This window comes from Amycolatopsis thermoflava N1165 (genome assembly GCF_000473265.1).
Classification (GTDB): Bacteria; Actinomycetota; Actinomycetes; order Mycobacteriales; family Pseudonocardiaceae; genus Amycolatopsis_E; species Amycolatopsis_E thermoflava.
Map to the genome: position 1 here is coordinate 1,264,259 of NZ_KI421511.1, position 17,213 is coordinate 1,281,471.

The following is a 17,213-nucleotide window of genomic DNA, read 5'->3' on the forward strand; positions in this document are numbered from 1 at the left end:
GGCGGTCAGAACTCGGTCACCCCCGCGTCCGGGGCGAGCTCGTGCGCGGTGACGTACTTCGACTCGTCCGAGGCGAGGAACAGCACCATGTCGGCGACGTCCTCGGGTTCGGTGATCGCCACCGGCAGCAGGTTCGTCAGCATCCCGGCGAGCTTCGGGTCGCGCTCGAACCCCTTGGCGAACGCGGCCTGCAGGCCCTCGCCGGTCATCCCGGTGTTCACGCCCGTCGGGTGGACGCTGTTGACCCGGATGTCGTGCCGCGCCAGCTCGGTCGCGAAGGCCTTCGCCATGCCGCGCACCGCCCACTTGCTCGTCGTGTACGGCACCAGGAACGGCTGGACCTTCATTCCGGCCGCCGAGCTGATCAGGATGATCGACCCGCCGCCCCGCTGGATCAGGTGCGGCGCGCCCGCCATCACCGTGTTCCACACGCCGCGCACGTTCACGCCGATCGTGTCGTCGAAGATCTCCTCGGTGACGTCGTCCCACGGCGCGGGCACGCAGATCCCGGCGTTGGCGACCACGATGTCGAGCCCGCCCAGCTCCGCGACGCCCGCGTCCACGCCCGCCCGCAGCGCCGCCAGGTCCCGCACGTCCGCCTGCACCCGGACCGCCCGCCGCCCGGTCTTCTCCACCAGGCTCACGGTTTCGTCCAGGTCGGCGGGCGTGGGGGAGGCGTAGGTGACGCTGGGCAGCGTGGCGGCGATGTCCACCACGATCACGTCGGCGCCCTCCTGCGCCAGCCGCACCGCGTCCGCCCGGCCCTGACCCCGTGCCGCGCCGGTGATCAACGCGACCTTGCCCGCAACCCGTCCCGCCATGGTGAGTCTCCTCGTCTCCCGCGCCGTCGCGGGTCTCCGCCGACACTGCCCCTGAGTGAGTACTCAGTCAAGAGTCTTGACGGGTTCGTGCCCCGATGCCATCCTTCCTCTCCATATCAGGGTCTCTGATGATTGGTGGTTCGATGACGCACCAGCCAGCCGTCTCCGTGCAGGCCTCGGGCACCCGCGAAGCCCGGCGGGTCGCCGTCGCGAGTTTCGTGGGCACCGCCATCGAGTGGTACGACTTCTTCCTCTACGGCGCGGCCGCCGCGCTCGTCTTCGGGCCGCAGTTCTTCCCCTCCAGCAACCCCGCGGTCAGCCAGCTCGCGTCGCTGACCACGTTCGCGGTCGGGTTCCTGGCGCGCCCGGTCGGCGGGATCGTGGCGGGCCACTTCGGCGACCGGATCGGCCGGAAGCGGATGCTGGTGATCTCGCTGCTGATCATGGGCATGGCCACCGTGCTGGTCGGGCTGCTGCCCACCTACGCCCAGATCGGCGTGGCCGCGCCGATCCTGCTCGTGGTCTTGCGGCTGGCGCAGGGCGTCGGCGTCGGCGCCGAGTGGGGTGGCGCGGCGCTGATGGCCGTCGAGCACGCACCGCCGTCCCGTCGGGGGCTCTACGGCGCCGCGCCGCAGCTCGGCGTCCCGGCGGGCGCGATCGTCGCGAACCTGGTGCTGCTGGTGGCCTCGACCTCCACGCGCGAGGCGTTCGTCGAGTGGGGCTGGCGGCTGGGTTTCCTGATCAGCTTCGTGCTGGTGATCTTCGGTCTGGTGATCCGGCGCCGCCTCACCGAGAGCCCGCTGTTCGAGGAGGCGGCGCGGCACCGCCCGGCGCGCGTGCCGCTGCTGGAGGTGCTGCGCGACCACCCGCTGGCCGTGCTGCGCGCGGTGTTCGTGACCGGCGCGTCGACCGCGATGGGCTACATCATCCTCACCTACATCCTGTCCTACGGCACCGCCGAAGTCGGCTACTCGCGCAATGAGCTGCTGATCGTCGTGATCCTCACCAGCGTGGTGCAGCTCGGCGCGATCTACGGGCTGTCCGGGCTGGCCGACCGCTTCGGCCGCCGCAAGGTGATCGCCGCGGGCGCGATCGCGCAGGCCGTCGCGGCGCTGCTGTTCTTCCTCGTGTTCGACACCGGCGTGTTCGTGCTGGCTCTGGTGGCGTGCGTGGTCACGGTGATCACCGTGTCCGCCCAGTACGGGCCGCTGCCCGCGCTGCTGTCCGACCAGTTCCCGACCCGCATCCGCTACAGCGGCGTGTCGCTGGGCTACCAGCTGGGCAACGTGGTCGGCGGCGGCCTCGCGCCGGTGGTGGCGACCGCGATCTTCACCGCCTCCGGCAGTTCGCTGCTGGTGGGCGTGTACCTGGCCGGGATGGCCCTGCTGGCGCTGGTCGCCGTCGCACTGACCCCGCGGGGTGAGGCGTGACCTTGACCCGCCGTCTCGGGGTCCTGCTGCTCGCGCTGGCGCTGGCCGTCGTCCTGCCCGCGGCGCCGGCGAGCGCCGCGACCCGGCTCACCGGGACGCTGCCGAACGGCGCCACCTGGATCGCCGACGTGCCCGCCCGCTGGAACGGCACGCTCGTGTTGTTCAGCCACGGTTTCCGCCCCGGCCCGGAGAACCCGCCCGCCGACGCGCCCGACGCGGCGACCGCGCAGGCGCTGCTGGACCGCGGCTACGCGCTCGCCGGATCGTCCTACGCCCACGCGGGCTGGGCGCTCGACACGGCGGTGGCCGACCAGCTCGGCACGCTCGCCGCGGTCGAGGAACGCATCGGGGCGGCGCGCGAGGTGGTCGCGCTGGGGCAGTCGATGGGCGGCCTGGTGTCGGCGCTGCTCGCCGAGGGCGGTCGCGTCGACGGGGTGCTGACCACGTGCGGTCTCGTCGGCGGCGGGGTCAACCTGAACAACTACCAGCTCGACGGCATGCACGCCCTGGCCGAGCTGCTGCTGCCCGGGCAGGACCTCCAGCTCACCGGGTTCACCACGCCGGCGCAGGCGGCCGCCACCGTCACCGCCCTCACCACCGCGGTGCGGCAGGCGCAGGCCACCCCGGGCGGCCGCGCGCGGATCGCGCTCGCGGCGTCGCTGATGAACATGCCGACGTGGGCCACGGGGCCGCGGCCGCCCACGGACTTCGCCCAGCAGCAACAGGCCCAGTACACGTGGCTGTCGCAGACGCTGCCGTTCGTGATCCCGTCGCGCGTCAGCATCGTCTCGGTGGCCGGCGGCGACAGCGGCTGGAACACCGGCGTGGACTACGCGCGGCTGGTGCACCGGTCGGCGCAGCTGCCGCAGGTCGCCGCGCTCTATCGGGCGGCGGGCTTGGACCTGCACGCCGACCTGGACGCGCTCACCCGCGCCGCGGACATCGCCCCGGACGCCGGGGCGCTGGCCTGGATGCGGCGCACGTCGACGCCGACGGGGGAGTTGCGGGTGCCGGAGCTGACCCTGCACACGATCGCCGACCAGCTCGCGCCGGTGGAGTACCAGCGGGACTACGCGCTGCGCGTGGCCCGCGCGGGGGAGAGCGCCCTGTTGCGGCAGGCGTATGTGCAGCGGGTGGGGCACTGTGCGTTCACCCCGGCCGAGTACCTCGCCGGGCTGTTCGCGGTGCAGCAGCGCATCCGCACCGGCGCGTGGTCCGACGCGGCGCGGCCGGAACGGCTGCAGGAGGTGGCTTCGACGATCGGGGACGCGGCGTTCGCGCGTTACTCGCCGCCGCCGTTCGTCAACGCGCGCTGAGCGTTGGCGTGCGAGGCGAGAATGCCGTAGCCGTCCTCCAGGTCGCGGCGGAACCCGGCGCGGCGGTCGTCGTCCATGCCGGACAGCATCCTGTCCTCGAGCTCCCGGACCAGCGGCGTGCACTCGTCGAGGACCTGCTTGCCGCGCTCGGTGAGGGTGGCGAGCAGGACCCGGCGGTTGGCCGGGTCCTCCGCGCGCTCGATGAGCCCGTACTTCTCCAGCGTGAGCACCATGGTGTGCATGGTCTGGGGCCGGACGAACGAGCGGCGCGCGAGCTGCGCGGACGACAGCCCGTTGCGGTGCCGCAACGCGGTCAGCGCGGTGTACTGCAGGGTGGTCAGCCCGAACGGGCGCAGCGCGTCGTCCATCAGCGAGCGGATCACCAGCTCCAGCCGCTTGACCAGGTAGAGGGTCAGCGGGGCGTCCTCGGCGCGGGATTCGGTCACCACCCCATGCTGCCACGGTCCGCTGTGGACTCCGCGCGCACCAGCCGGCCTGGTGGCTGGTGCGCATCGGCTCCTGCGTCAGGACGCGCGCCCGGCAGGCAGCAGCTTCAGCAGTTCCGCGGCGAGCGGTGCGGACGAGGCGGGGTTCTGCCCGGTCACCACGGTGCGGTCGGTCGCCACGTGCGGCGCGAACGGCTCACCCGTCTCCACCTTCAGGCCCGCCTCCGTGAGCCGGTCCTGCAGCAGCCAGCGCGCCTTGGCGGCGTTGCCGGCCAGCTCCTCCTCGGCGTTGCTGAACGCCGTGATCCGGTACCCGGCGAAGGCGTTGCCGCCCTCGTCGGTGGTGGCGGCCAGCAGTGCGGCCGGCCCGTGGCAGACCACGCCGAGCGGCTTGCCCTCCCGCAGGGCGCGGGCGAGGAGCCGACCGGAGTCGGCGTCGGCGGCGAGGTCCTCCATCGGGCCGTGCCCGCCGGGCACGTACACCGCGTCGAACCCGTCCAGATCGACGTCGGCCAGCGCGACCGGGTCGGCGAAGGCGGAGGCGGCCGCCTCGCGCAGGTGGGCGGCGGTCTCGGCGCCACCGGTGGCCTCCGGGCTCAGGCTGGCCTCGTCGACTGGCGGCACCACACCGCCGGGCGTGGCCACGGTGACCTGGTGCCCGGCAGCGGTGAAGGCCTCGAACGGGACCACGGCCTCCTCGGCCCAGAAGCCCGTCGGGTGCTGGGTGCCGTCCGCCAGTGTCCAGCGGTCGGCGCCGGTCATCACGAAAAGAATGTTCGCCATGCCTGCGACGGTAAGCGGGAAGCCATCGGAAATCGAATAGAAAGGGCAATCGATGCGATCGGTTTTCCGATACCTTGGCCGGTGTGGACCTGAACCTGCTGCGCACCTTCCTCGCCGTCTACCGGTCGGGCTCGTTCACCGCGGCCGCGCCCCTGCTGGGCCTGTCCCAGCCGACGGTGACCGCGCAGGTGCGCACCCTCGAGCAGCAGCTGGGCCGCGCCTTGTTCACCCGCCTCCCGCGCGGCGCCGAACCCACCCATCTGGCGCACGAGCTGGCGGGCCGGGTCGCGGGGCCGGTCGACGCGCTGGCCGCCGTCGCCACGACGGCCGCCGTCCACTCCGGACCGCCGGAGCCGGTGTACCTGGCCGGCCCGGCCGAGCTGCTCTGTGTCCGTGTGATGCCCGCGCTCGCGCCGCTGGTCGCCGGGGGCGTGCGGCTGCGGGTGGCGACCGGGCTGACCGATCCGCTGCTGGAGCAGTTGCGCGCCGGGCACCACGACCTGGTGATCTCGACCCGACGTCCCCGCGGCCGTGCGCTGGTGGCGTACCCGCTGATGGACGAGGACTACGTGCTCGTCGCCGCGCCGTCGTGGGCCGCGCGGGCCGGTGACGACCCGTGCGGCGCGGTGGCGGGCCTGCCGCTGGTGACCTACGCCGAGGACCTGCCGATCGCGCGCCGGTACTGGCGGGACGTGTTCGGCAAGCGGCTGACCGCCGAGGCGGCGGTGACCATGCCCGACCTGCGCGGGGTGGTGGCCGCGGTGGCCGCCGGCGCCGGGTACAGCGTGTTGCCGCGGTACCTGTGTGCCGCCGAGCTCGCGGCCGGCGCCCTCGTCCAGCTGCACGAGCTGGAGGAGGCGCCGTTCAACACGGTGTTCCTGGCGCAGCGGCCCGGCGCCGAGGTGAATCCCGCGGTCGAGCGCGTGCGGGACCTCCTCCTTCGCGAGGCGCGCACCTGGTAGCTCAGATGACGATGCCCCGTTCCCGGATCGCGTCCCACGTGTCCAGCGGCAGCTCGGTGAGGGCGAAGACGTCGTCGACGGCCGAGAAGCGGGCGCCGGCGCGGGCGTCAACGATCTGCTGCGCGACCGCGGGGTCGACGGCGCAGGTCTGGGCGATCGCCGAGGCCGGGGCGGCGTTGAGGTCGACCAGGCCGCCGTCGTCGTAGTCGCGGGGCAGGTCGGGCCGTCCGATGCGCAGCTCGCGCGCCATCGCCGGATCGTTCGCCGCGAGCTCGCGGGCCTGCCCGCGGCGTTCGCGGGCCGCCTTCACCCGGGCCACCGCCGGGTCCTCCGCGGGAGGGGGTGCCGTGCGGGTGCGCCGCAGGAAGAACTGCTGCACCGAAGCCACGCCGGCGACCGCCAGGATCACCGCGACACCGATGTTCGCGCGGGTGTCCTCGGCCGGGGTCGGTGTCTCCGTGTAGGGCGGCAGGACGACCAGCACGAACACCATCAGCGCGAAGTACAGGACGGCCCACAGGTGGATCCGCGGCCGGCGCAACCGCACGGCGGCGTGCACGAACGGCACCCACGCCAGGAGGCCGAGCGACAGGATCGTCACCGGCAGGTACCACCAGCCGGTCCAGCGGCTCCGCGTGCTCGTCGTCATGCCGGTCCTCCTCGTCGCCGTCACGGCTTCGACGCGCGCCGGTGGCGTTCGGTTGCCGCCCCGGCCGAGCGGGTACCGCCCCGGGGACGGAAGGAGAAGCCATGCCGAAACCGGTGTCCGAGCAGGTGGTCGTCATCGCGGGGGCCTCCAGCGGGATCGGGCGGGCGAGCGCGCTCGCCTTCGCGGCGCGGGGCGCGCGGGTGGTGTGCGCGGCGCGCGGTGCGGAGGCGCTGGAGTCGCTGGTGCGGGGGATCCGCGACGGCGGTGGCCAGGCCATGGCGGTGTCGGCCGAGGTCGCCGACCCGGCCGCGGTCCGGCGGCTGGCCGACGAGGCCGAGCGCGAGTTCGGGCGGATCGACACCTGGGTGAACGCCGCGGCGGTGGCCGTGTTCGGGTACGTCGAGGAGACCAGCGACGCGGAGTTCGAGCGCGTGATGCGGGTGAACTTCCTGGGCCACGTGCACGGCGCGAAAGCGGCGCTGCCCGCGTTGCGGCGGGCCGGTGGCGGGGTCGTCGTCGGGATCGCCTCGGTGGAGGGCGTCCGCGCGGTGCCGCTGCACGCGCCGTACACGGCGAGCAAGTTCGCGCTGCGCGGGTTCTACGACTGCCTGCGGATGGAACTGGCCCAGCGCGGCGACCCGATCGCGGTGTCCACGATCCTGCCCGCTGGGGTCGACACCCCGTTCTTCGAGCATTCGCGCAGCAAGATGGGCGCCCTGCCGAAGCCGCCGCCGCCGGTGTACGCGCCGGAAAGCGTGGCCGACAGTGTCGTGTTCGCCGCGGAGCACCCGCGGCGGGAGATCCCGGTCGGCGGGGCGGCGCTGGCGTTCTTCCTGGGCCAGCGGCTGTCACCCGCGTTCACCGACGCGGTCCTCTCGGTGCGGCGGCTGGGAGCCCGGGCGTTCCGCAACGAGCGACCGGACAACGGCGTGGACAATGTGGACAGTCCGGTGGCGGAGACCGGGAGCGTGCACGGCAGCGAGCCCGGACGGGTCTTCCGGGGCAGCGCGTTCAGCCGGGCGGTCGGGCGCCTGCCGCGACCGGGGGAGCTGCTGACGGCCGCGGTGTCGGCGCTGCACCGCCGGGAGGCGCCGCGCTGACCCGGCTCGCCGTGCCGGCCGGCAAGACGACGTTCTTGGTTCCCGCCGGACCGCGATCCTTCGGCGCAATGCTCTCCGCGCCCGTCGCGTGCCGGAGATGGGCCTGTTCGCGACACGAACTGTACGAAGTGGAGGTCGACGGATCGGGCGGGTTCGTCGTGCGTCCTAGCCCCGGGCGTCCCGCTGTGCCTGGCGGATGAGGTCGAGGACGTGCTCGGCGTCGGGCACCTTGTGCAGCACCAGCGGCGGGACGAGCAGGCCGCTGGCGCGGTGCCCGGGGTTCTCCTGGTCGCGCGGGTCGCCGAAGGCGATCGAGCCGTCCTCCAGGAGCTTGGGCGTGGTGAGGTCGGTGAGCAGTTCGCTGCGCCGCACCCGAAAACGTTGACCCGCCGCTCAGCAGCGCAAGTACCGCCGCGTTGAGCAGACCGTCCCAACCGGTCACCAGGATCGACGGCCCGACGATCACGGCCGCCAGTGTCGCGTAGACGCAGACTGCGATGACGGCGTTCCGGCGGTGGTACCAGGGCGGCACCGGTGGAAGTCGTTTCACGGCGTTCAGTCAAAGAATCACCCACCACTGCTCTACACCGTGGTTGAAACACACTCGCGTTTACCGGTGTTCTACTTCGGAACGGGCACCGAACGGACTCGAAACGGTCACCGTGCGCATTCCGGCGTGATCAGGTTCCGCCATCCGGGGTAGCGTGCGCCTGCTCGTCGCGCCGGGCACCGGCGCGCGGAATCCCCGACCTCCCTGGAGTTCCCACGATGACGTTCATCGGACGCCGGTCGCTGCGTGCGGCCGTCGCCGGGGCCCTGCTGGCCACCGGTTTCGTTCTCGGCACCGCGACGGCCCACGCGGCCGCCGAAGACCCCCGCGCCACGCGCCACGAGGGCAATGCCAGCACCTGCGCCGATGCCAAGCTCGCCGGCTCGATCCTCACCTCGCCGGACGACTACACCTACACGCGCGGCAAGCTCGAGGACGACCAGTACCTCGACATCCTCACCGTCTCCCCGGACATCACGGTGACCGGCATCGTCGTCAAGGGCGGCAACGCCTACAACGTCTACGAGCCCGGCAAGCTCGGCCTGCCGGACAGTCCGCCGTGGACGGACCTGCGCGCCCCGGTGACCGGTCAGAACGACAACATCCCGCAGCTGAGCCACTGGTTCGTCTGCGGCACCGAGAAGACCACCACCACCACGACGACCGCGACCAGCACGACGGGGACGGAGACCACCACCACGACCGCGTCCTCGGCCACCTCCTCGACCGTGGTGAGCACGACGTCGCAGTCCAGCGTGGGCACCAGCAGCAGCTCCCCGGCCGGCGGCGCCGTCGCGACCATCAGCGGCGGCCCGAAGGCCACCACGCAGAACGCCGAGGAACTGGCCTACACCGGTTTCGACGGCGGCTGGCTGATCGCCCTCGGCGCGGCGCTGGTCCTGGGCGGCGCGGCGCTGGTGTTCGTGGTCCGCGCCCGCCGGAAGGCCTGACCACCCGCCCGGCGGACCGGACGTGACCGGTCCGCCGGGCAGTCAGCCGACGCCCGCCGTCCGCGCCCACTCCGCGATCTGCGTGCGGTTGGCCAGGTCCAGCTTGTTCAGGATGCTGCGCACGTGGCTCTCCACGGTCCGCTCCGAGAGCACCAGCCGCTCGGCGATGGCCCGGTTGGACAGCGCCGCGGCCAGCAGGCCGGCGATCTCCCGTTCTCGCGCGGTCAGCGGATCAGCCGCCCGCAGCCGGTCCAGCAGCTCCGACGCGCGCCGGACGGCGCCGGGCATCCGCAAGCGCCGTGCTTCCGCCAGCGCGTCCCGCGCGAGCGGTTCGTCGCCGGTCAGCCCGGCCAGCGCGAGCCGGTTCAGCACGACGTACGGGCGCGCGCCGGTGCGGGTGTCGATCGTGATGGCCTCGGCGAACCAGCGCCGCGCGTCGTCGTCCCGCCCCAGCAGCGCCGCGGCACGCGCCCGCCACGCCACGAACGTGTCCGAGCAGAACACCCCGGCGCCGCCGGAGACCATCGGCGGCAGTGTGGCGAGGTGATCGGCCACCAGCGCGGCGATCTCGCGGTCGCCGAACTCGTCCGCGAGCAACAGCAGCTGGAACGCGGTCGCGGGGTTCTGGGCGAGGAACGCGGTGTCCACTTTCGGCCGTACCGACTCGTACCGGGCGGCCGCTTCCGCCCGCTGCCCGCGTGCGAGCGCGACGACCGGGCCCGAGACCACGGCGATCGCGAGTGCCGGGGTCTGGGCCAGCACCGCGTCGGCGGCGTCGGGGACCTCACCCGGGTCGCCGGTGACGATGGCCAGCTGCTGGCGGAACGCGAACGACAGCCCGGCCGTGGTCCCGTCCTCGGCGAGGTCGGCGGTGGCGACTTCGGTGGCCAGCTCGTCCAGCTGCCGCGCCTCCGCGAACGATCCGCGGTAGGCCAGCACCGACGCGCGCAGCCGCAGCTCGTGCCAGCGCACCAGGGGGAGCCGGGTGGCGCGCGCCAGCTCGGAGATCGCGGCCAGTTCGACGTCGACGGCGGTCATCGTGCCGACTTCGAAGGCCGCGTCCAGCCGCCACTTGTGCCCCCACAACGCCAGTAGCGGCTGGCCGGTGCGGGCGGCGAGGTCGATCGCCAGTGTGGCGAGCCGGAGCCGTTCCGGCAGCGGCAGCTCGATCGGCCACACCTTGAACCGCGCCCGCACCGCGTCCACGAGCGCTTCCGGGTCACCACTGGACTCGGCGAGCGCGAGCGCGTCGGCGGCGAGCCGGGTGGCCTCCGCGGTGCTCCCGGCCTCGGCCGCCAGTGACGCGGACTGCGCCAGCAGCCGGGATCGCAGCGCGGGTTCGTGCACCACCCCGAGCGCGGCCGTGGCCAGCTCGGCGAGGCCGGGCACCAGATCCGGGGCGGCGATGTCCCGCACCACCAGTGCCGCCGCGGCCGCGAGGTCGGGGCGGCCCCGCGCGGCCTCCCTGGCGTGCTCGTAGGCCTGCCGGAAGCGGCCCGCGCGGTACTCGGCGGTGGCGAGCTCGATCAGCAGCCCGGGCAGGCGGGTCACCTCGCCCGCCCGGCGCAGCGCGTCGTGCGCGAATCCCAGGAACCGGGCCGCTTCGGCGAAGGCGAGCGACCGCGTCGCCTCCGCGGCCGCTCGCCGGGCCCAGTCCGCCGCGCGCGACAGGGCGGATGCGTCGGCGGCGGACCGCAGCCAGTGCCCGGTGACCACCCCGGCCAGCGCCGGATCCCGCCGCGCCCGGTCTTCCAGTGCCCGCGCGGCGCGGCCGTGCAGGGACTCGCGGACGCTGGGTTCGAGGCCGGCGTAGATCGCGTCCCGCACGACGGCGTGCGCGAAACGGCGCAGCCCGGGGCCGACCGGCACCAGCACCGCGGCCCGCACCGCGGGATCGAGCGCGCGAGCCACGTCGTCCACTCCGGACACTTCGGCGAGGACGGCGCTGTCGACCTCCTCGCCGAGCACGGCGGCGATCTCCAGCAGTTCCCGCGCCTGCGCCGGCAGCGCCGCGACTGTCGTGCGCACCAGGTGCCCGAGCGGCACGCCGTCGCCGGACCGTGCGATCGCCCGCAGGTACAGCGGGTTGCCGCCGGAGCGCCGTAACGCGTGCCGGGCGTCGAGGCCGGAACCGTGGTGCGCCAGGAACTCCCGCACCTCCGCTTCGGACAGCGGCGGCAGGGTGACGCCGTGCGCTCCCGGACGGGAGAGGAGATCCGGCAGCGCCGCGTCGAGACGCCCCGGCTCGGTGTCCCGGTAGGTCGCGAGGACGGCGAGCCGGGACCGGTGCAGCTCGCCGGCCAGGTGACGCAGCAGCCGCAGCGACGTTTCGTCCGCCCAGTGCAGGTCTTCCAGGACGAGCACCAGGCCGTCCGGCTCGGCGGCGGCCACCAGCGCGTCGGTGGCGGCCGCGGCGAAGCGGAACCGTGCGGCGGCGAGGTCGCCCGCGTGGTCCGGTTCCGGCACGTCCAGTCCCGCCAGGACGCGGCGCCACGGCCACAGCGGCGGCGCACCCGGATCGTCGACGCACCTGCCCCACCGCACCGGCGCCGGGCCGCCCGCGGTGGCTTCCTCGCAGAGCCGGGTCTTGCCGATCCCGGCCGGGCCCGCGACGAGCAGCAGGCCGCCGGCGCCCGCGGCGGCGTCGCCGAGCAGGCGTGCGACCTCGCCCCGCGCTGCGGCGCGCCCCACGAACGGCTCGGTGCCCACGCCAGGAGTATCGCCCGCGCGGCCGTCTCCGTGACGGGATTCAGTGCCGCGCATCCGTGCCGGCACTGATGTGGCGGCCCCGCCGGCGGGCGGACAGTCGTGCGGTCACCACAACGGGGAAGGAGAACCCGATGTACGCCACCGTTCACCAGTTCCGGCGCTCGTTCCGCGACCGAGGCGAGGACTGGGGCACGTCCCGGCCCGGCTCCCTCGGCGGGTGCGTGCTCGCCGAGATCGCAGGCGCGGCCGGCGCCGAGATCACTTTCTGGCCGGACCGCGACAGCGCCGCGGCCTGCGGCGGTTCGGCCGTCTACCAGGTCGCGTTCACCGGCGCCGCGCCGGGAGAGCCGCGGTTCGCGCAGGCGACCTGGTTCGCCGGGCCGCGCAGGCAGGAGGTCGCCGACGCCGGGGCGCGCGCGGGGCGCGACCGGATCTGGCCCGCCGTCCGCGAGCTGCGCGGGGCTGGCAACTGCTACGCGCTGGTGGGGGAGGACAACGCGTGCCTGGTGCTGGGCTTCGCGGACAGCGTCGAGACGATCGAGGCGGTGCAGCGAGCCGTGATGACGACCGAGCTGTTGCCGGGGGAGGACGAGGCCCTGCTCCCCGGCCCGGACCGCGTCGACGTGCACCGTGTGCTCCAGGCGAACCTGCCCACGCCGGTGGGTGATCCCCGATGACCGCCGTGCGCAGCGGGAACTGGACCGTCGTCGCCGCGGACACCACAGCGCGGTTCACCGTCCGGGACCTCGGGTTCAAGCGGGTCACCGGCACCATCCCGGTGCGGGGCGGCTCGGTGCAGGGCACGGACGTGCGGGCCGAGCTCGACCTCGCGGGCCTGGACACCGGCCACCCGAAACGGGACGCCGACCTGCGCAAACCGGGCCTGCTCGACAGCGCGGCCCGGCCGGTGCTGCGGTTCCGCGGCACCGCCGCCGACGCCGGGCGCGTCGACGGCGCGCTGGAGCTCCGGGGCACCACCTGCCCGGTCACGCTGGCAGTCCACCCCGCCCCGGACGACCGCCCGGAGGCTCCGCACCTGATCGCGACCGGCGTCCTCGACCGGGCCCCGCTGCGGATGCGCGTCCCGCGGTTCGTGATCGGCCGTCACATCGAGATCACCGTGGACGTCCGTCTCGTGCCCGGTTGACCACGGTTCATCCCCGGCGGGTGGTGCGCCGGCCCGGGGGCGGGTGCACCGTGGACCGGGTGGGCTCGCGGGCACTGGCCGACCGGGACGGCCGCCGTCCGGTCCACGCCGCGGATCTGCGGATCCGGGCGTGGGCCGCCTGCCGCGAGGCCTGCCTGGCCGAGGCCGTGGAGGCGATGGTCCGCAGCTTCCTGGGCCGGGTGCCGCGGCCGTCCTCCGACGTGCGGTTCAGCGTGTCCGGCGGCAGCGACACCGACCTGCTCCGCGCCCTGCTCACCAGGGCGATCGACTGCATTCGCGTGCTGAACCGCATCCCGGTGTCCGTCACGGTCGTCCCCACGGCCACCGGGCTGTCGGTGGAGTGCGCGACGGTCGACGCGGGCGCGGTCCTGCCGCGCGGCGCGCTCCCCAAACGCGTCTCCGCGACGGGGCTGCGCTGCGAGCCGGCCAGTGACGGCCGGTGGCTGGCCACCGCGCTGATCGACGTCTGACTCAGGGCGCGGGCGCGGTGCCGCCGAGGTGGGCGGGCAGCCACCACAGGTCCCCGGGGCCCGCGGGCTTGTCCGGGTACTCCGCCTGCGCCTTGTCGAGCAGCAGGCTCATCCGCCCGCGCAGCTCGCGGGTGACCGCGTCGGCGTCCTCGTCCGGGCCGGGGCGCAGCGGCTCGCCCAGGAGGATCGAGACGGGCACGTGCCGCTGCGTCAGGTTCCGCGGCCTGCCCTTGGTCCACAGGCGCTGCGAGCCCCACACCGCCATCGGGATCAGCGGGACCCCGGCCTGCGCCGCCATCCGCGCCGCGCCCGACTTGACCTCCTCGACGGTGAACGACGGGCTGATCGTGGCCTCCGGGAAGACGCCGACGACCTCGCCTGCGCGCAGCCGGGCGACCGCCTCGTCGTAGGCGCCGCGGCCGGCCTTGCGGTCGACTGGGATGTGGCCCATCCCGCGCATCAGCGGGCCGGAGATCCGGTGGTCGAAGACCTCCTTCTTGGCCATGAACCGCACCAGCCGCTTCGCCGGCTGCGCGCCCAGCCCGCAGAAGACGAAGTCCAGGTAGGAGACGTGGTTGCAGGCGATGACCGCGCCGCCGCGCGCGGGCACGTGCTCGCTGCCCTCGACCCGCAGCTTCAGGTCGAGGACCCGGAACATGGTCTTGGCGAACAGGACGACGGGCGGGTACACGAGCTCTGCCATCCCGTCAGGTTACGGGAGCGTAGGTTACCTTCGCGTAGGGTGCGGATGTGACGTTCGTCCGGTTCTCCGGACCGCACTTCTGGTCGTCGTGATCAGAACTGTCGCCGGGCAGGCAGCCGCACGGCGGCGGGCGCGGATCCCCGCCACCGCACTGGCCGCGGACGTCACCGCTGGGACCGTCGCGCCTCGCCGCCGTGGACGACCACCGCCCAGATGACCACCACGTCGAGCGCGATCACGAGCGTGGCCCATACCGGGTAGGCCGACAGGAACGTCAGCTGGGCGACCGCGTTCACCGTGGCCAGCACGACCGCCGTGACGCGGGCCCACGCGGCGCCGGTGAACAGCCCGATGCCCGCGGCGACGGCGAGCACCCCGATGATCAGGTGTACCCAGCCCCAGCCGGTCAGGTCGAACACCAGCGTGCCCGCGGCCCCGACAAGGTAGTACTCGTCGTTGAACAGCGCGACCAGTCCCTCGATGACGTTGAAGATCCCGAGCAGCACCATCATCGCGCCGCCGAACCACACCCAGCCCAGCCAGGCCGAGCGTGACTCGTACGGCGCCGGCGCCTGCTCCGGGGGACGGGTGCCGCCCAGGGGCTCGACGTGGGGCTGCGCATGCTGCTGAGTCATTTGTTCCTCCTGCTTGAGCGGATCAGTCGGTGAGCCGCATCTCCCGCCCATGCGCGACGAGCGCGTAGATCACGAAGACGTCGAGCGTGATGACGATGAGCGACCACACCGGGTACGCGGGCACGAAGGCGAGGTGGATGATCGCGCTCGCGCCGGCCAGTATCGCGCCGAGGTACTGGGCGACCCGGTTGCCGGCGAGGACGCCACAGCCGATGACGACGGCGGTGACCCCGAACCCGAAGTGCACCCAGCCCCACACGTCGTAGGAGACCTCGACGACGAGGCCCGACGAGGGCACCGCGAAGTAGTCCTCGTCGAAGACGGCGACCAGGCCCTCCACCGCGTGGAACAGGCCGAGCAGGACCAGCATGATCCCGCCGAAGGAGACCCATCCGGTCCAGCCGGTCGCCGTCCGGGGTGGGGTGGATGAGGTGTAGCTGTCGGTCATGTCGCCTCCCGCGGAAGCCGGGGTCCGGAACGTTCCACGGTGCACCGCCGCCCGCGCGGACGCCTCATTCCCCGCGGGTGATGGCACCGGGCCGCGCGCCGCGCACAGTCCCCGGCGTCGAAACCCGAACCGGGTGAACAGGAGGACGGAATGGGCACGTTGAGCGTGTGGAAGTTCGAGTCGCCGCAGGGGGCCGAGAACGCACTCGGCCTGCTGACCAGGCTGCAGAAGGAACAGCTGATCAGGATCCAGGACGCGGCGTACGTCAGCTGGCCCGAGGGGCGGAAGAGGCCGAAGACCAAGGAACTGGGCAAGCTGACCGGTGCGGGCGCGCTCGGCGGCAGTTTCTGGGGCTTCCTGTTCGGGCTGATCTTCTTCATCCCGTTGCTGGGCATGGCGGTGGGCGCCGCGATGGGCGCGCTGGCCGGGTCGATGCGGCACGGCGGCATCGACGAGGACTTCATCCGCGAGGTGCAGCGCCAGGTGACGCCGGGGACGTCGGCGCTGTTCGTCGTCACCAGCGAGGTGGTGGCCGACCGGGTGCTCGAGCCGTTCAAGGAGACCGGCGCGACCCTGATCACCACCAACCTCTCCGCCGAGCAGGAGACCCGGCTGCGTGAGGCCTTCGCCGAGTCGGAGGAGACGCAGCGGGTGTGACCGTCAGGTGGTCCGGCCGGCCAGCACCCGGACCAGGGCCACGACCACGGCCCGCGTCCCCGGTGGCAGCATCGCCGCCGGGGACGCTCCGGGCGCGTCGCGCGGCACCCGCACCCGGAGCGCGCCCGGCAGGATCCGGAACCGCAGCGGCGGCGCCAGCCGCACCGCCTCACCGTCGACGCCCGCCTCGACCGCGGGCAGCCCCGACTCGACCACGAACTCCGGCGCCGACCACGACCGGTACCCGGGGAACCGGGAGATCCGGCCCGCCATCTCGGCCGAGACCAGCCGCGGGACCTCGGCCGCGCGGTCGACCGTCACGGTGACGACGCCGAGCGATCCGCGGTCCAGGCGTTCCCGCGTGCCGAACCCGCTCAGGTGCTCCAGCCGGTAGGGGCCGTTGGACACCAGCACGACGTCGGCCGACTCGCTGCGGGTCCCGTCCGGCAGGCCGAACCTGAGGTCGGGCCGCGGCGCGTCCGGGCCGAGCAGGCCGGGCAGCTGCCGGGCGACCGTCGCCGCCTTCGCGTCGCGGTAGTCGGGCGACTGGACGACCGAGGCGTAGACGCCGAGCGAGACGTTGTTGACGAACACCCGTCCGTTGAGCTCGGCGAGGTCGATGCGGCGTTCCAGCGCGTCGCCGAACGCGGCCAGCGCCGCGGGCACGTCCTCCCGGTCCAGCCCCAGGTCGAGCGCGAGGTGGTTGCGGGTGCCCGCCGGGACGCAGACGAACGCCAGGCCGTGCCGCCGGGCCACGTCGGCGACCAGCGCCTGCGACCCGTCGCCGCCAGCCATGCCGAGCACGTCCGCGCCGCCGGCGGCCGCCTGTTCGGCCAGTGACCGCAGGTCGTCGCCGGGGCGCAGCTCGATCGGCTCCACGCCGAGCGCGCGGGCCCGCTCCGCCAGCCCGAACCGGGCCGCCTTCCCGCCGCCCGACCGGGGGTTCAGGATCAGCACCCCGTGCCGGGCGGGGCCGACGGGCGTGCCGTCGGTGGACGGGGGGTGCCCGAGTGCGGCCCGTGTCGCGGCCCCGGACAGTGCGACCAGCACGACCACCACCAGGAACCACAGGTAGGCGCGCAGGTCCGGAAGCGCCACCGTCGCGGCCAGCGCGAGCAGCGCGACCGCGGCGGCCAGGACACGCCGCGGTCCCCGCCGCACCAGCGCCGCCCAGGCGGCCGCCACGGCGATCCCCACGAGCACCGCCGCGAGCACGAGTTCGAGCGGGTCCCGCAGCAGCACCAGGACCGTGACGGCGAGCGCCGCGGCGCCCGCGAGCAGAGCGGCGAGCGCGAACCAGCGCCGCGCCGCGGGGGAGCGAACCGCACGCCCGGTCATCGCCACACACCGCCTCCCGTAGCTGGGCCACCACTGTCCCCGCGGGGCCGGGGACCGGCCTCACCCGGCCCGGAGGAG

At 74.0% G+C, this 17,213-nt stretch carries 19 protein-coding genes; 9 read left to right on the top strand and 10 right to left on the bottom strand.

Annotation, left to right across the window (positions count from 1 at the left end):
* Window positions 1-5: 5 nt before the first annotated feature.
* Window positions 6-821 carry a mycofactocin-coupled SDR family oxidoreductase gene (locus AMYTH_RS0106255; protein ID WP_027929568.1) on the bottom strand — a complete coding sequence of 272 codons (816 nt, stop codon included), beginning with the start codon at window positions 819-821 and terminating at the stop codon, window positions 6-8.
* A 143-nt stretch (window positions 822-964) separates the two neighbouring features.
* Between AMYTH_RS0106255 and AMYTH_RS0106260 the strand changes: the two genes are divergently transcribed.
* Together AMYTH_RS0106260 and AMYTH_RS0106265 are read left to right on the top strand one after the other, a co-directional pair.
* Window positions 965-2,251 (top strand): MFS transporter, encoded by a 1,287-nt coding sequence (locus AMYTH_RS0106260; RefSeq protein WP_027929569.1) that lies wholly within the window; start codon window positions 965-967, stop codon window positions 2,249-2,251.
* Window positions 2,248-3,567, top strand: a complete 1,320-nt coding sequence (locus AMYTH_RS0106265) for a hypothetical protein (RefSeq protein ID WP_027929570.1) — start codon at window positions 2,248-2,250, stop codon at window positions 3,565-3,567. The genes AMYTH_RS0106260 and AMYTH_RS0106265 overlap by 4 nt, the downstream gene beginning before the upstream one ends.
* Here AMYTH_RS0106265 and AMYTH_RS0106270 read toward each other — a convergent pair.
* Together AMYTH_RS0106270 and AMYTH_RS0106275 are read right to left on the bottom strand one after the other, a co-directional pair.
* On the bottom strand, window positions 3,534-4,016 hold the full coding sequence (locus AMYTH_RS0106270) for a MarR family winged helix-turn-helix transcriptional regulator (RefSeq protein WP_027929571.1): 483 nt from the start codon (window positions 4,014-4,016) through the stop codon (window positions 3,534-3,536). The genes AMYTH_RS0106265 and AMYTH_RS0106270 overlap by 34 nt on opposite strands.
* A 75-nt stretch (window positions 4,017-4,091) precedes the next feature.
* Window positions 4,092-4,796 (bottom strand): type 1 glutamine amidotransferase domain-containing protein, encoded by a 705-nt coding sequence (locus AMYTH_RS0106275; protein ID WP_027929572.1) that lies wholly within the window; start codon window positions 4,794-4,796, stop codon window positions 4,092-4,094.
* 83 nt (window positions 4,797-4,879) lie between these two features.
* Between AMYTH_RS0106275 and AMYTH_RS0106280 the strand changes: the two genes are divergently transcribed.
* The gene (locus AMYTH_RS0106280) at window positions 4,880-5,758 is read left to right on the top strand and encodes a LysR family transcriptional regulator (RefSeq protein WP_027929573.1); all 879 of its coding nucleotides are present in this window, start codon (window positions 4,880-4,882) and stop codon (window positions 5,756-5,758) included.
* 1 nt (window position 5,759) lies between these two features.
* Here AMYTH_RS0106280 and AMYTH_RS44170 read toward each other — a convergent pair whose 3' ends face one another.
* A complete protein-coding gene (locus AMYTH_RS44170; RefSeq protein WP_051362576.1) occupies window positions 5,760-6,407 on the bottom strand; it encodes a hypothetical protein in 648 nt (215 codons plus the stop codon).
* A 101-nt stretch (window positions 6,408-6,508) separates the two neighbouring features.
* On the opposite strand from AMYTH_RS44170, the gene AMYTH_RS0106290 reads away from it, so the two are divergent.
* On the top strand, window positions 6,509-7,507 hold the full coding sequence (locus AMYTH_RS0106290) for an SDR family oxidoreductase (RefSeq protein ID WP_027929574.1): 999 nt from the start codon (window positions 6,509-6,511) through the stop codon (window positions 7,505-7,507).
* A gap of 165 nt (window positions 7,508-7,672) precedes the next feature.
* Here the strand turns inward: AMYTH_RS0106290 and AMYTH_RS0106295 are convergent, their stop codons facing one another.
* A complete protein-coding gene (locus AMYTH_RS0106295; RefSeq protein WP_027929575.1) occupies window positions 7,673-7,879 on the bottom strand; it encodes a hypothetical protein in 207 nt (68 codons plus the stop codon).
* A 396-nt stretch (window positions 7,880-8,275) separates the two neighbouring features.
* On the opposite strand from AMYTH_RS0106295, the gene AMYTH_RS0106300 reads away from it, so the two are divergent.
* Complete coding sequence (locus AMYTH_RS0106300; protein ID WP_027929576.1) at window positions 8,276-9,007, top strand: LPXTG cell wall anchor domain-containing protein; 732 nt, start codon at window positions 8,276-8,278, stop codon at window positions 9,005-9,007.
* 42 nt (window positions 9,008-9,049) lie between these two features.
* Here the strand turns inward: AMYTH_RS0106300 and AMYTH_RS0106305 are convergent, their stop codons facing one another.
* Window positions 9,050-11,716, bottom strand: coding sequence for a LuxR family transcriptional regulator (locus AMYTH_RS0106305; protein ID WP_027929577.1), 2,667 nt, complete (start codon window positions 11,714-11,716; stop codon window positions 9,050-9,052).
* A gap of 131 nt (window positions 11,717-11,847) precedes the next feature.
* Here AMYTH_RS0106305 and AMYTH_RS0106310 point away from each other — a divergent pair, with 131 nt between their 5' ends.
* From AMYTH_RS0106310 to AMYTH_RS0106320, 3 genes are read left to right on the top strand one after another with little or no spacing between them, the layout of a single operon-like run.
* Complete coding sequence (locus AMYTH_RS0106310) at window positions 11,848-12,393, top strand: hypothetical protein (protein ID WP_027929578.1); 546 nt, start codon at window positions 11,848-11,850, stop codon at window positions 12,391-12,393.
* Window positions 12,390-12,863: a YceI family protein gene (locus AMYTH_RS0106315; RefSeq protein WP_027929579.1), complete on the top strand. Its 474-nt coding sequence runs from the start codon at window positions 12,390-12,392 to the stop codon at window positions 12,861-12,863. Before AMYTH_RS0106310 ends, AMYTH_RS0106315 begins: the two co-directional genes overlap by 4 nt.
* 59 nt (window positions 12,864-12,922) lie before the next feature.
* Window positions 12,923-13,354, top strand: a complete 432-nt coding sequence (locus AMYTH_RS0106320) for an archease (RefSeq protein ID WP_228684598.1) — start codon at window positions 12,923-12,925, stop codon at window positions 13,352-13,354.
* A 1-nt stretch (window position 13,355) separates the two neighbouring features.
* Here AMYTH_RS0106320 and AMYTH_RS0106325 read toward each other — a convergent pair whose 3' ends face one another.
* From AMYTH_RS0106325 to AMYTH_RS0106335, 3 genes are all read right to left on the bottom strand, one after another.
* Window positions 13,356-14,057 carry a lysophospholipid acyltransferase family protein gene (locus tag AMYTH_RS0106325; protein ID WP_027929581.1) on the bottom strand — a complete coding sequence of 234 codons (702 nt, stop codon included), beginning with the start codon at window positions 14,055-14,057 and terminating at the stop codon, window positions 13,356-13,358.
* A gap of 164 nt (window positions 14,058-14,221) precedes the next feature.
* Window positions 14,222-14,692, bottom strand: a complete 471-nt coding sequence (locus AMYTH_RS0106330; protein ID WP_027929582.1) for a DUF7144 family membrane protein — start codon at window positions 14,690-14,692, stop codon at window positions 14,222-14,224.
* Between the two features lie 22 nt (window positions 14,693-14,714).
* A complete protein-coding gene (locus AMYTH_RS0106335; RefSeq protein WP_027929583.1) occupies window positions 14,715-15,140 on the bottom strand; it encodes a DUF7144 family membrane protein in 426 nt (141 codons plus the stop codon).
* A gap of 150 nt (window positions 15,141-15,290) precedes the next feature.
* Between AMYTH_RS0106335 and AMYTH_RS0106340 the strand changes: the two genes are divergently transcribed.
* Window positions 15,291-15,797 (top strand): DUF1269 domain-containing protein, encoded by a 507-nt coding sequence (locus tag AMYTH_RS0106340; protein WP_027929584.1) that lies wholly within the window; start codon window positions 15,291-15,293, stop codon window positions 15,795-15,797.
* A 3-nt stretch (window positions 15,798-15,800) separates the two neighbouring features.
* Here the strand turns inward: AMYTH_RS0106340 and AMYTH_RS0106345 are convergent, their stop codons facing one another.
* Window positions 15,801-17,135, bottom strand: a complete 1,335-nt coding sequence (locus AMYTH_RS0106345) for a diacylglycerol/lipid kinase family protein (RefSeq protein WP_037323452.1) — start codon at window positions 17,133-17,135, stop codon at window positions 15,801-15,803.
* Window positions 17,136-17,213: the final 78 nt, after the last annotated feature.